Consider the following 12,184-nt stretch of genomic DNA (forward strand, 5'->3'; position numbering starts at 1 on the left):
CCCGACTGGGTCACGGCGGTGTCCTTCCCGGAGGATGTGCTCATGGACACGTCCGCCTACGACGCCGATCTGCCCGCCCACGTCGAGCGGGCACTGGCCGGGTTCCTCGAGCGCGCCGGTGCCGAAATCCGCCGCACCGAACCGACCGTCGGGGCCGGGATCGACGCGCTGGCCGGATTCGTGCTGGGCGGCGGCAAACGCCTGCGCCCGACGTTCGCCTGGTGGGGCTGGCGCGGCGCGGGCGGCGATCCGGCGGGGCCGGACGTCGAAGGCGTGCTGCAGGCTGTCGCGAGCCTGGAGCTGATCCAGGCGTGCGCGCTGATCCACGACGACCTCATCGACTCCTCCGATTCGCGCCGCGGTTCGCCGACGGTGCACATCGCGGGCGCGAAACTGCACGCCGACAGCGGCTGGATGGGTTCGCCGAGCACGTTCGGGCTCGCGACCGCCGTCCTGGTCGGCGACCTCGCGCTGGCCTGGGCCGACGACATGTTCGGCGAGGCCCCGCTTCCGCCCGCCGCGCTGGCCGCCGCGCGGCCCGCCTGGCGCGCGATGCGCACCGAGGTGCTCGCCGGGCAGTACCTCGACGTCCGCACGCAGGCCACCGGAGACGCCTCCCCCGAGGCCGCGCTGCACATCTGCAAGCTCAAGACGGCCGCGTACACCGTCATGCGCCCGCTTCACCTCGGTGCCGCGCTCGGCGGCGCCGACGACGCCCTGATCGCGACGCTGCGCGAGTTCGGCGACGAGGTCGGCGTGGCGTTCCAGTTGCGCGACGACCTCCTCGGCGTCTTCGGCGACCCGTCGGTCACCGGGAAGCCCGCGGGCGACGACCTGCGTGAGGGCAAGCGGACGCTGCTGGTCGCGCTGGGTCTCCAGCGCGCGGCCGAGCAGGGCAAGGACGCCGCGGCGCGGGTCATCTCCGACGCCATCGGCGACGCGCACCTGTCCGAAGACGCCGTCGAGACCGTGCGCGAGGCACTGCAGGACGTCGGCGCGGTCGACGCGGTGGAACGCCGTATCGACGAGCTCACCGAGTCCGCGATGGCGGCGCTGGACCGCGCCCACCTGGCCGAGCCCGCTCCCGCCGCGCTGACCGGGCTGGTCGTCAAGGCGACCCAGCGGACGTACTGATGCGCACCGTCACCGGTCCGAGTGACCACGTGGTGGTGATCGGTGGCGGGCTCGCCGGATTGTCGGCGACGCTGCACCTGCTCGGCGCCGGACGCCGGGTGACCCTGCTGGAGCAGGACAAGAGCCCCGGCGGACGAGCCGGGCAGGCGGATTTCGGCGGCAACACCGTCGACACCGGCGCCAGCGTGCTGACCATGCCGGAGCTGCTCGACGAGGCCTTCTCCGCGGTCGGCGAATCGCTGGCGGACAACCTGACGCTGACCCGGCTCGACCCGGCCTACCGCGCGAGGTTCGCCGACGGCAGCACCATCGCCGTGCACACCGAAGCGTCGGCGATGGAGGCCGAGATCCGTGCGACCGCCGGTCCGGCCGAAGCCGAGGGCTACCGTCGTCTGCGGCGCTGGCTGACCGAGTTGTACGCGGTCCAGAAGGACCACTTCATCGGCGCGAACTTCGATTCCCCGCTCGATCTCGTCCGCCCGGAGCTGGCGAAACTGGCCGCGCTGGGCGGTTTCGGACGGCTCGGCCCGAAGATCGGCGGCTTCCTGCGCGACGACCGGGTGCGCCGCCTGTTCTCGTTCCAGGCGCTCTACGCGGGACTCGATCCGGCCCGCGCGATCGGCGCGTACGGCGTCATCTCCTTCATGGACACCGTCGGCGGGGTCTACTACCCGTCGGGCGGGATGGGCGAGATCGCCCGGACGATGGCGAACGCGGCCGAACGGGCCGGCGCCGAAGTGCGCTTCGGCACCGAAGCCGCTTGGCTGGAAAGGGTTTCCTCGCGGGTGCGCGCGGTGCGGACCCGCTCGGGCGAGCGGATCCCTTGCGACACCGTGGTTCTCGCGACCGAGCTCGGTACCGCGTACCGGCTGCTCGGCGCCCGCCCTCGTCGCCCGCTGCCGTTGCGGTACTCGCCGTCGGCCGTCGTCCTGCACGGGCACGCGCCGAAGTCGTGGCCGGATTTGGGCCACCACACCATCTACTTCGGTCACGCCTGGGAAAAGACGTTCTCGGAGATCATCCGCGAGGGCAGACTGATGAGCGATCCGTCGCTGCTGGTGACCCGGCCGACCGCGACCGAACCCGGGCTCGCCCCCGGTGGCGACCAGGTGATCTCGGTGCTGGCCCCGGCGCCGAACCTGCGCCGCGGCAAGATCGACTGGGGCCGGGTCGGTCCCGCCTATCGCACGGAACTCCTGCGGACACTGGAAAACCGCGGCCTCACCGGCTTCGCGGACGACTTCGCCGTCGACGAGACGATCACCCCGGCGGGCTGGGCGGAGCGCGGGCTCACCGCGGGCACCCCGTTCTCCCTCGCGCACACTTTCGCCCAGACCGGCCCGTTCCGGCCGGGAAACCTGGTGCGGGCGGCGGAAAACGTCGTGCTGGCGGGCTGCGGGACCACACCGGGCGTCGGCATCCCGCCGGTGGTGATCTCCGGCAGGCTCGCGGCGGGAAGGGTCACCGGCCGATGAACGAACTCGACGCCGCGGGCATCACCGGACCGGCGTTGCGGGCGGCGTACACCGAATGCCGCCGCATCAACGCGCACTACGGCCGCACGTTCTTCCTCGCGACCCGGCTGCTGCCGTCGCGGACGCGGCCGTTCGCGCACGCGCTGTACGGCTTCGCGCGGATGGCCGACGAGCTGGTCGACAACCCCGCACCCGGTACCGATCCCGCGGTCGCGCTGGACGAGGTCGCCGTCCTGGTCGCACGGGTCTTCGACGGCGCCACGCCCCGCGATCCGGTGCTGGCCGCGCTCGCCGACACCGTGCGGCGCCACGATCTGGACCGCGAACTGTTCGACGCCTTCCTGCGGTCGATGGCGATGGACCTCAAGATCACCGAGTACGCGACCTACGCCGATCTCAAGGAGTACGTCCACGGTTCGGCCGAGGTGATCGGCCTGCAGATGCTGCCGGTCTTCGGCACCGTCGTCCCGGTCGCGGAGGCGGCCGCCGGCGCGGCCGCGCTGGGCGAGGCGTTCCAGCTGACCAACTTCCTGCGTGACGTCGGCGAGGACCTCGACCGGGGGAGGCTGTACCTGCCCACCGAGGAACTGGCCGCGTTCGGCGTCGACCGCGAACTGCTCGCATGGTCCCGCGCCCGCGGGCTGCCGGACCGGCGGGTGCGGCGCGCGCTCGCCGTGACGGTGGCGCGCAACCGGGCGGTGTACCGCCGCGCCGAAGCGGGAATCCCGTTGCTGCGCGAGGAATCCCGGGACTGCGTGCGGACCGCGCTCGTACTCTACGAAAGCATTCTCGACGAAATCGTGGCCCTCGGTTACGACGTGCTGAACACGCGCGCCGTCGTGCCCCGCCGTCGTCGCGCGGCCGTCGCCCTGCCGAGGTTACTGGCGAGCGCGTGGAGCAACTCCAGGCTTAAGGTGCGATCATGACCTCTGCTGCGAACAGGAAGATCCGGATCGGCGTGCAGCTGCAGCCGCAGCACGCCGAGTACAAGGCGATCCGCCGGGCGGCTTCGGAAGCCGAAGACCTCGGTGTGGACATCGTGTTCAACTGGGACCACTTCTATCCGCTGTACGGCGAGCCCGAGGGCCTGCACTACGAGTGCTGGACCATGCTGGGCGCCTGGGCGGAGTCCACGTCACGGGTCGAGATCGGCGCGCTGGTGACGTGCAACAGCTACCGCAACCCCGAACTGCTGGCCGACATGGCCCGCACCGTCGACAACATCTCCGACGGGCGGCTGATCCTCGGCATCGGCTCCGGCTGGTTCGAGAAGGACTACGACGAGTACGGCTACGAGTTCGGCACCGCGGGCGGGCGGCTCGACAACCTCGCCGAGGCGCTCCCCCGGATCGAGAGCAGGCTCGGGAAGCTGAACCCGCAGCCGGTCCGCAAGATCCCGGTGCTGATCGGCGGCGGCGGCGAGAAGAAGACGCTGCGCCTGGTCGCGAAGCACGCCGACATCTGGCACGGCTTCGGCGACCCGGAGGTCGTCGAGCGCAAGGTCAGGATCCTCGACCAGCACTGCGCCGACGTCGGCCGGGACCCGAAGGAGATCGAGCGTTCGGTCGCCGTCGAGGGCGAGCCCGAGGAACTGGGCCCGAAGCTGCTGGAGCAGGGCGTCTCGCTGTTCACCGTGGCCACCGGCGGACCGGACTACAACCTCGACAAGCTCCGGTCCTGGATCGCTTGGCGCGACAAGCAGGGCTGATTTCCCCGTCGCGCGCGCTATGAAAGGCCCGTTACTTGCAAAATTTGCAAGTAACGGGCCTTTCATAGCGTCCCGGCACCCCACTCACGACCGCGACCGACGGTGAGCCGCGACCCGCTCCCGGGTCGCGCACCGCGTCGAGCAGTACCGCCGCGGACTCCCCCCACCCAAGTGCGCGAAGGGCTTCCCGCAGCCCGAAGCGGCGCACAGCCCGCCCGGCGGCGCCTGACGGTCCGCCAGCAGGACCGCCAGCGCCAGCGCGGACGACGTCACCAGCCACGCGCCCCACGGGCCGTCGTCGTCGGCGTCCACATGCAGGTGCCAGCCGAAGCCGTCGGAGTGATCGGTCAGCCGGGGCGGATGCGCGTAGCGGGCCAACAGGCGATTGAGCACGTCGGCCGCCTCCGCGGCATCCCGCGCCGCGAAGACCTCACGCAGTTCCAGGGCCGCCTCGCGCAGCGAAGCCACATCCGAAGGTCCCAGCTCGACGGAAGTCTCACCGTGCGCCTCCAGGACCGCCTGGACACCCGAAACCGTAGGCGCCCCGAGCAAGACCTCCAGCAGATCCACCGCACGCTGCGCCGCCGCCCGCGCGGACCGGCCGGGCAGGAAATCCCGCTGCGTCGAAGCCATGCCCCACTGTAACGTCTTTCTCATGAGAGGCCGTTACAGACTCGCCGTCTATCTCGTCGGCGCGACGGTCGCCAGGACCGGCGACGAACTCTCCGGGCCAGCGTTGCTCCTGCTCGGCCTCGGTGTCGACGGCTCGGCGGCGACCGGTTCCGCCCTGCTCGCGGGCCTGACGATTTCCGCGGCGGCGGGCGGGCCGCTGCTCGGCGCGCTGCTCGACCGCAGCGCCCGGCCGGGGCGGCTGCTGGCGTGGGCGCTGCTCGCCTACGCGGGCGGGCTCGGCGCGGTGCTCGCGCTCGTCGAAATCCCCGCGGCGATCGCGGTGGCCGTCGCGGCCGGGCTGCTCAATCCGGCGCTGGCCGGAGGCTGGACGGCGCAACTTCCCCACGTCCGCGGCACGACACCACTGGCCAGGGCCAGCACGCTCGACGCGATGACGTTCACCGCCGCGAGCCTCGCCGGGCCGGGGCTCGCCGGGCTCGTCGCCGCTTACGCCGGCGCCCCGGCAGCCGTGGCCGTCGCGATCACGCTGGTCGCGGTGGCCTTCCCCGCGGCCTGGTCGCTTCCCGCCGTCGAGGCGAAGCCCGCGAAACCGATCCGGCGACGGCTCGCCGACGGGTTCGCGGTCCTCTTCCGGAACCGCGCGCTGCTCCGGGCCACCGCGACGTCGACGGTGTCCTTCGCCGGAATCGGGACCGCCGTCGTCTGCTATCCGCTGCTCGGCGCCCAACGACTGGAAAACCCGGGCTTCGGCGCGCTCCTGCTCACCGTGCTGGCTGCCGCGTCACTGGTCGCGAACGCCGTGCTGGCCCGCAGGCCGCCGCCACCGGACCGCACCGTGCTCGCCACCACCGGTTTGCTGGGCGCGAGCTTCCTGCTCGCGGCGGCGGGCCACGACGTGGTGACCCTGCTGGCCGCGGCCGTCCTCGCCGGACTCGCCGAAGGACCGCAACTTTCGGCGCTTTTCGCCATCCGTCATCGCGAGGCACCCCCGGAGGTGCGAGCTCAGGTTTTCACGACGGCGGCGAGCGTGAAGATCACCGGACTCGCAGTGGGCGCCGCGGCCGCGGGACCGTTGAGCGCACTCTCCGTAACCGCCGCGCTGGGCTTCGCGGCGGGCTGTCAGCTGCTCGCCGCCGCGACGTATGTCCTGGTCAGAACGCCTAGAACGCCATCGCCTGCGCGCGCCGCTTGACCTCGGTGCCGTGGCTGGTGCGGAGCGCGTTGACCGGGGTGGCGCCCGGCAGGGTCTCGTCTTCGGCGAAGAGCCAGCGCAGCATCTCCGTCCGGCTGAACCCGGAGTCCGCGAGCACGGTGATGGTGCCCGCCAGGCCCTTGACCACGCCGTCCTTCACCAGGAACGCGCCCGGCACGTACAGGTCGCCCTTGCGCCGGACGGCGATCAGGTGACCGTCGCGCAGCATCTGGCGGACCTTGTTGGCCGAAACGTTCAGCGCGGTCGCGACCTCCGGAATCGGGAGAACGGCCACATCTGCATCGAGAACGTCGTCGGCGACGGGAATACCACTCACAGGTGACACTGTGCCACATTCCGTCTCCGGCTCCGTTAGTACGCTTGGGTGACGGCCTGGACATAACGGAGAGTGCCGGAGTGATCACGCATACCGCCGATTCGACGAAATGACGGAAATCGTGATCCCCGGCGAGCCAGGTCCCGTACACCAGAACATGGGTACTTCCGTACGATCCATAGCCGTGACACGCACGGATCCCACTCTGGTGGGCACTCTGCTCGAGGGCCGCTACCGGGTGGACAAGCTGCTCGCACGCGGTGGGATGTCGTCGGTGTACCGCGGCGTCGACACCCGCTTGGACCGCCAGGTCGCCATCAAGATCATGGACCCGCGGTTCGCCGACGACCGGTCCTTCGTCGAGCGCTTCGAACGGGAAGCCCGTTCGGCGGCCCGGCTGCACCATCCCCACGTGGTCGCGGTGCACGACCAGGGCTTCGACACCCCCGGCGGGGAGGAGTCCGGCCGCGCGTTCCTGGTGATGGAACTCGTCGACGGCGGGACCCTGCGCGAACTGCTGGCCGAACGCGGCCCACTGGACATCGCGCTCGCGCTGAGCATCACCGAACCGGTGCTGTCCGCGCTGGCCGCGGCGCACGCCGCCGGACTGGTGCACCGCGACGTCAAACCGGAGAACGTGCTCATCGGCCGCGGCGGCACGGCGCTTTCGGGCGGCGTGGTCAAGGTGGGCGACTTCGGCCTGGTCCGCGCGATCGCGAGCGCGGGCACCACGAGTTCGAGCGTCATCCTCGGCACCGTCGCCTACGTCTCGCCCGAGCAGGTCGCCACCGGCGAGACCACCTCGAGCGGCGACGTCTACTCGGCCGGGATCCTGCTGTACGAGATGCTCACCGGGCGCGCGCCGTACACCGGCGACACCGCGATCTCGGTGGCGTACCGGCACGTCAACGACGACGTCCCGCGCCCGAGCGAACTGCGCCCGGACCTCCCGCCGATGCTGGACGAGCTGATCCTGCGCGCCACCCGGCGCGACCCCGCGCAGCGCCCGGCCGACGCCGCGGCGTTCCTCGCCGAGCTGAACCACCTGCGCACCGCCCTCGGTGTCCCGCCGGTCCCGGTCCCCGTGCCGCTGCCCGCGGACTCCGACCGGGAGACCGACGCCGAGCGCACCACCCCCGGCATCCCCGCCGTCCCCGCGATGAACCCCGCCATGGCGACGACGGTGCTGACCCCGGTCGCCGAGGCGACCATGCCGGTCACCGGTCCGCGCGGAACGCAGGCGCTGCACCGGGAGCCGCAGTTCCCCGCCGCCCAGCCGCCCCGGACGCCTCCCCCGCGTCCCAAGCCGCCCGCGGACGACGACGAACCGCAGTCGCGCAAACGCCTCTACCTGATGATCGCGGCCGCGGTGGTGATCCTCGGTGGCCTGATCGGCGCCTTCGCCTTCATCCTCAACGACTCCGGCCCGACCTCGTCGTCGGTGCCGAAGCTGGCCGGGATGAACCAGGCCGCCGCCGGTGACGCGCTCAGGTCGGCGAAGCTGACCCCGGCCTACACCGAGGAGTACAGCGACACCGCCGCGCAGCACACGGTGATCCGGTCCGATCCGGGAGCGGGCACGTCGCTCGCGCCGGGCGCCACGGTCAACGTCGTGCTGTCCAAGGGCCGCCCGATCGTGCCGGACATCCAGGCCGGGACGAGCCAGCAGGACGCGGAGACGGCGATCAAGGCCGCGCAGCTGACCCCGGTGCCGGGCGAGCAGGAGTACAGCGACGTCGCCAAGGGCAAGGTGATCCGCGTCGACCCGAGCGCCGGTTCCCAGCTGAACATCGGCGGGCAGGTCACGCTCATCCTGTCGAAGGGCCCCGAACCGCTGCCGCCGGTCCCGGACGTCACGGGCCAGGCCAAGGACGCCGCCTTCCAGATCCTGCAGCAGGCCGGCTTCCAGCCGTTCCAGGCGGGCGAGGAGTTCTCCGACCAGCTCGCCGCCGGCCAGGTGACCCGCACCGACCCCAAGGGCGGTGGCAAGGCGAGCAACCGCCGGATCGGCGTGTTCGTTTCGAACGCCGTCGAAGTACCCAACGTGACCTTCAAGCGGATGGAGGAGGCGGTCCAGATCCTGCGCCAGGCGGGGCTGGACGCCGACCGTGAGGGTCGAGGAAACGGCAACGGTCACGGCGGCGGAAACGGTGGTTTCGACTTCGTCCTGCAGCAGGATCCGCAGCCGGGCACCAAGGTGCCGAAGGGGACGAAAGTGCGGCTCAGGGGCTTCGGGTGACGCGAAAGGTGCGTTGAAACCGTTCAGTACCGGCATGGTCATCGGATACCGTGAACCGCATGGTGGTCATTGACTGCGTGAACGGCGTGTCAGCCAGGTTCGCCCCACCCGGTCCGCGATGAGCTTCTTCGCGGACGGTCCGCGCAGCCGTCCCTTGTTCCCGGTGCCGGAGCAAGAGCTCTTCGGCTACAACGGCCGCCCCTGGGTGGACTCGCCGCACGAGTACATCGTCCCGGCGATCCTGCCCTGGTCGATGCCGCTGGGCCGCGCCGAACGGACCATCGTGGCGTTGCGCGGCATCGAGGTGTGGCCGGAGGCGGTGACCTTCCAGCTGTCGGTGTACTCGCGGGATCTCCTGCTGGACGAACCCGGCGAGGGCCTGATCGACCACCGCCGGGTCCCGGACTACAACGCGCTGCTGGTCGGAGTGCTCTTCCCCGACGGACGCCGGGCCAGTTCGGAGACCATCTCCGTGCCGTCCGCCACCAAACCGGACCAGCCGGTGCTGCGTGCCCAAGGGCTGGGCGGTTCGGCGTTCCACGTCGACCACGAGATCTTCCTGTGGCCGCTGCCGCCCGCAGGCCCGCTGGAGTTCGTCGTCCAGTGGCTCGACCGCGACATCGAGGAGACGCGTACCTCGCTCGACGGCACCGCGATCCACGACGCCGCCAAGGAGGCGAGCGAGATCTGGCCCGGCCTGCCCGCCCGCGAGACGCACGGGCTGCCGGTCCGCCGGGTCGGGGCGCAGGCGATGATCACCCCCACCTGGCCCCGCGAGTCGCAGGGCCCGCCCCCGCTGCCCCAGCCGAAACGGTCTGCCCCGCCACCCGTTCAGGCGACGACGGAGCAGCCGCGACGAGGCGCGCCACTGCCGACGCGCCTCCCCCGCCGGGCGCGCTGAGAGCCCACCACCCGCGTTTCGTCAGCGGAACGCTTCGACGTTCGCCACGGCCCACTCCGCATAGGAGACACCGGGCCGTCCGGTGAGCTCCTGGACGACGCCGGTGGGCGTGTCGGGGTTCTCGGTGAAGTACGCGAAGCCGTCGAGCAGCCACTCCGCGATCTCCACCGGTATCCCGGCGGCCGCCCACTGCTGGTTCGCCTCGTCCCGGGTGAGCTCTTGGAAGACCACTTCTTCGCCGAGCGCGGCCGAAATGGCGGCGACCTGTTCGCGCTGGCTGATCGCCGTCGGCCCGCTCAGCGTGTGCTTCTTGCCGTCGTGCCCCTCGGTCAGGATGACGTGCGCCGCGACGGCGGCGATGTCCCCGAGGTCGATCGGCGTCATCCGCGCTTCGGCGTAGGCCTCGCGGACCACTCGCTCGGCCTTGATCGTCTCCGCCCAGCCGAGCGTGTTGTTCATGAACGCGCCCGGCCGCAGGAACGTCCAGTCGAACCCTCCCTCCCGGACGGCCTTCTCGACGATCGCGTAGGCCACACCACTCGAGCCCTCCGACGGGTCGTCGGCGTTGCTGCCCGACAGAGCCACCACCCGGCGCACCCCGGCCTCCTTCGCCAGCTTCACGAAGTCGTCCACCGTGTCCGCCAGCGGCGCCAGGTACACGGTGTCGATGCCCTTCAAGGCCTCGGGCAGTGTCTCCGGCTTGCCCAGGTAGCCCTTGGCGACCTCCACCTGTTCCGGCAGCGCCGCCTTCACCGGGTTGACGGTCAGCGCCCGTACCGGCGCCCCGGCCTTCACCAGCTCGTCGACCAGCAGCCTGCCGACGCTTCCGGTCGCACCGGTCACCAGGATCGTCACGATTCCCCACTCCTTTTCGTACGTCCTACGGTAATAGTTTAACCGTACCGCATACGAGAATGTAGAATCCAGCTTCACGGCCGAGTGGAGTGTGGATGGACGTCGAGCGCAGCCTCGATCTGTTGTGGCGTGACCGCGGCGACGCCCGGCAGCCGACCAGGGGTCGGAAGCCGAAACTGACCCTCGACCAGGTGATCTCCACCGCCATCGCGCTCGCCGACGGCGCGGGCGAGGCGACCGTGTCGATGAGCCAGATCGCCAAGGAACTCGACGTCGGCACGATGACGCTCTACACCTACGTCCCCGGCAAGACCGAACTGCTCGACCTCATGGTGGACTCGGTGTTCGCCGGACGGGACCTCCCCGGCCCCGGCGAGCCCCGGCCGGACGGCTGGCGTGAGCAGGTGCGGCTCTACGCGGAGCGCACCCTGACCGTGTTCCGGGCGCATCCGTGGCTGCGCTCGACGTCGATGGTGCGGCCGGTGCTCGGACCCGGGCTGATGGCGGGTCAGGAGTACCTGATCGCGGCGGTGTCGGACATCGGGCTGCCGCCGCGCAAGGCCGCGGCCGCGGCGAACAGCATCGAGATCTACGTCCAGGCGAACGCGGCGCTATCGGCCGAGACAGCGCAGGTCGAGCAGGAGACCGGGCAGTCGACCGACGCCTGGTGGGGGCAGCGGTCGGTGTTCTGGGAGAAGTACTTCGACGTCGAGCGGCATCCGGCGATGACAAGGATGTGGGAAAGCGGCGGGTACGACGCCGAGACCTGCGAAGCCGCCGACGAAAGCTTCACGTTCGGCCTGGAGCGCATGCTGGACGGCATCGAAGCCCTGGTCAACCCTCGCGTTTAGCCCTCTGGTTGCGGTAGTCGGCGAAACGCGTCAGGAAACGGTGGGCAGGTCCGGGGCCGAGACGTCGAAGACCTTCCCCTCGCGCGTGAGCAGCGCGGCGAGGACCTTCGCCTTGCGTTCGGTGTCGGCCGGGGTCCCCCACCGCACGGTCTTCCCGTCGGCCAGCGCGAACTCGACGCTGCCGGGAGTCTTCGCCGTCGCGGTGGTGACCTGCTTGAGCAACTGCAGCGGGATCACGCCGAGGACGCCGGTCACCGCACGGGTCACCGGGTCGTCGGCCGAGACCGACGGCAGCTTGAGCTCGGGCAGCCCCGCGGGCCGTTCCTTGACCGTCTTGAACACCACTCCCCCGCCGTCGACGAGGTGCACCCCGTCGCCGCCGGGCCCGCTGTCGAAGAACGCGATCGCGGCACGTTCGGTCACGGTGATCTCGAGGGTGCTCGGCCAGGACCGGGAGACGTCGACGGTGGCGATACCGGGCATCTGTGCCACCCGGTCGCGGATCTCGTCGGTGTCCAGGCGCAGCATCGGCTTCTGGTCCGGCACCGCCGCCGTGCCGCGGATCTGGTCCGCGGGCACGGAACTCGCGCCGACGACGTCCACCTGTTGCACGCCCAGCATCGAGCTGAACCACAGCAGGTAGACGAGCGCGACGACGGTCAGCACCGAAAGCAGCGCGACCCAGCGCCGCCGGATCTCCCTGCGCTTGACCGGCCGGGTGGTGCGGCGGCGGTCCTGGACGGACCGCTTGCCGCGCCGGGCCTTCGCCCGTCGAGCCCGGTCGGCCCCGGTCCGGTCCCTGCTCGGACGCCGACCGGGTTCGGCCGGGCGGCGGCGTTCCCCGGTCTGCGTCATGGCT

12 protein-coding genes are annotated in these 12,184 nt (G+C 71.2%); 8 read left to right on the plus strand and 4 right to left on the minus strand.

The window, feature by feature from the left end; all coding sequences use genetic code 11:
* Positions 1–42: 42 nt before the first annotated feature.
* From ACLJRM_RS33890 to ACLJRM_RS33905, 4 genes are read left to right on the plus strand one after another with little or no spacing between them, the layout of a single operon-like run.
* Complete coding sequence (locus ACLJRM_RS33890; protein WP_101606360.1) at positions 43–1,134, plus strand: polyprenyl synthetase family protein; 1,092 nt, start codon at positions 43–45, stop codon at positions 1,132–1,134.
* A complete protein-coding gene (gene crtI, locus ACLJRM_RS33895; protein ID WP_410665419.1) occupies positions 1,134–2,609 on the plus strand; it encodes a phytoene desaturase family protein in 1,476 nt (491 codons plus the stop codon). The genes ACLJRM_RS33890 and crtI overlap by 1 nt, the downstream gene beginning before the upstream one ends.
* Entirely contained in the window at positions 2,606–3,535 is a 930-nt protein-coding gene (locus ACLJRM_RS33900) for a phytoene/squalene synthase family protein (RefSeq protein WP_410665420.1), read from the plus strand. The genes crtI and ACLJRM_RS33900 overlap by 4 nt, the downstream gene beginning before the upstream one ends.
* Positions 3,532–4,317, plus strand: coding sequence for an LLM class F420-dependent oxidoreductase (locus tag ACLJRM_RS33905; RefSeq protein ID WP_410665421.1), 786 nt, complete (start codon positions 3,532–3,534; stop codon positions 4,315–4,317). Before ACLJRM_RS33900 ends, ACLJRM_RS33905 begins: the two co-directional genes overlap by 4 nt.
* Positions 4,318–4,401: 84 nt before the next feature.
* On the opposite strand, the gene ACLJRM_RS33910 is transcribed toward ACLJRM_RS33905, so the two are convergent.
* On the minus strand, positions 4,402–4,950 hold the full coding sequence (locus ACLJRM_RS33910) for a CGNR zinc finger domain-containing protein (protein WP_101606356.1): 549 nt from the start codon (positions 4,948–4,950) through the stop codon (positions 4,402–4,404).
* Between the two features lie 22 nt (positions 4,951–4,972).
* On the opposite strand from ACLJRM_RS33910, the gene ACLJRM_RS33915 reads away from it, so the two are divergent.
* On the plus strand, positions 4,973–6,142 hold the full coding sequence (locus ACLJRM_RS33915; RefSeq protein WP_410665422.1) for an MFS transporter: 1,170 nt from the start codon (positions 4,973–4,975) through the stop codon (positions 6,140–6,142).
* Here the strand turns inward: ACLJRM_RS33915 and ACLJRM_RS33920 are convergent.
* Positions 6,111–6,479: an Rv2175c family DNA-binding protein gene (locus ACLJRM_RS33920; RefSeq protein ID WP_101606354.1), complete on the minus strand. Its 369-nt coding sequence runs from the start codon at positions 6,477–6,479 to the stop codon at positions 6,111–6,113. The genes ACLJRM_RS33915 and ACLJRM_RS33920 overlap by 32 nt on opposite strands.
* 184 nt (positions 6,480–6,663) lie before the next feature.
* On the opposite strand from ACLJRM_RS33920, the gene pknB reads away from it, so the two are divergent.
* Both pknB and ACLJRM_RS33930 read left to right on the plus strand, forming a co-directional pair.
* Positions 6,664–8,718 (plus strand): Stk1 family PASTA domain-containing Ser/Thr kinase, encoded by a 2,055-nt coding sequence (gene pknB / locus ACLJRM_RS33925; RefSeq protein ID WP_101606353.1) that lies wholly within the window; start codon positions 6,664–6,666, stop codon positions 8,716–8,718.
* Between the two features lie 118 nt (positions 8,719–8,836).
* Positions 8,837–9,619 carry a hypothetical protein gene (locus tag ACLJRM_RS33930; RefSeq protein WP_101606352.1) on the plus strand — a complete coding sequence of 261 codons (783 nt, stop codon included), beginning with the start codon at positions 8,837–8,839 and terminating at the stop codon, positions 9,617–9,619.
* A gap of 21 nt (positions 9,620–9,640) precedes the next feature.
* Here the strand turns inward: ACLJRM_RS33930 and ACLJRM_RS33935 are convergent, their stop codons facing one another.
* Complete coding sequence (locus ACLJRM_RS33935; RefSeq protein ID WP_410602305.1) at positions 9,641–10,474, minus strand: NAD(P)H-binding protein; 834 nt, start codon at positions 10,472–10,474, stop codon at positions 9,641–9,643.
* Between the two features lie 95 nt (positions 10,475–10,569).
* Between ACLJRM_RS33935 and ACLJRM_RS33940 the strand changes: the two genes are divergently transcribed.
* Positions 10,570–11,325: a TetR/AcrR family transcriptional regulator gene (locus ACLJRM_RS33940; protein WP_410665423.1), complete on the plus strand. Its 756-nt coding sequence runs from the start codon at positions 10,570–10,572 to the stop codon at positions 11,323–11,325.
* A 30-nt stretch (positions 11,326–11,355) separates the two neighbouring features.
* On the opposite strand, the gene ACLJRM_RS33945 is transcribed toward ACLJRM_RS33940, so the two are convergent.
* On the minus strand, positions 11,356–12,180 hold the full coding sequence (locus ACLJRM_RS33945) for a cell division protein FtsQ/DivIB (RefSeq protein WP_410602309.1): 825 nt from the start codon (positions 12,178–12,180) through the stop codon (positions 11,356–11,358).
* Between the last annotated feature and the right edge of the window lie 4 nt (positions 12,181–12,184).

The sequence above is a fragment of the Amycolatopsis sp. lyj-84 genome (assembly GCF_046549075.1).
GTDB lineage: Bacteria > Actinomycetota > Actinomycetes > Mycobacteriales > Pseudonocardiaceae > Amycolatopsis.

Excerpts from the sequence above, each read along its gene's own strand:
- ACLJRM_RS33890 (WP_101606360.1), top strand. The coding sequence starts at position 43 with ATGGACACGTCCGCCTACGACGCCGATCTGCCCGCCCACGTCGAGCGG.
- crtI (WP_410665419.1), top strand. The coding sequence starts at position 1,134 with ATGCGCACCGTCACCGGTCCGAGTGACCACGTGGTGGTGATCGGTGGC.
- ACLJRM_RS33900 (WP_410665420.1), top strand. The coding sequence starts at position 2,606 with ATGAACGAACTCGACGCCGCGGGCATCACCGGACCGGCGTTGCGGGCG.
- ACLJRM_RS33905 (WP_410665421.1), top strand. The coding sequence starts at position 3,532 with ATGACCTCTGCTGCGAACAGGAAGATCCGGATCGGCGTGCAGCTGCAG.
- ACLJRM_RS33910 (WP_101606356.1), bottom strand. The coding sequence starts at position 4,950 with ATGGCTTCGACGCAGCGGGATTTCCTGCCCGGCCGGTCCGCGCGGGCG.
- ACLJRM_RS33915 (WP_410665422.1), top strand. The coding sequence starts at position 4,973 with ATGAGAGGCCGTTACAGACTCGCCGTCTATCTCGTCGGCGCGACGGTC.
- ACLJRM_RS33930 (WP_101606352.1), top strand. The coding sequence starts at position 8,837 with ATGAGCTTCTTCGCGGACGGTCCGCGCAGCCGTCCCTTGTTCCCGGTG.
- ACLJRM_RS33940 (WP_410665423.1), top strand. The coding sequence starts at position 10,570 with ATGGACGTCGAGCGCAGCCTCGATCTGTTGTGGCGTGACCGCGGCGAC.
- ACLJRM_RS33945 (WP_410602309.1), bottom strand. The coding sequence starts at position 12,180 with ATGACGCAGACCGGGGAACGCCGCCGCCCGGCCGAACCCGGTCGGCGT.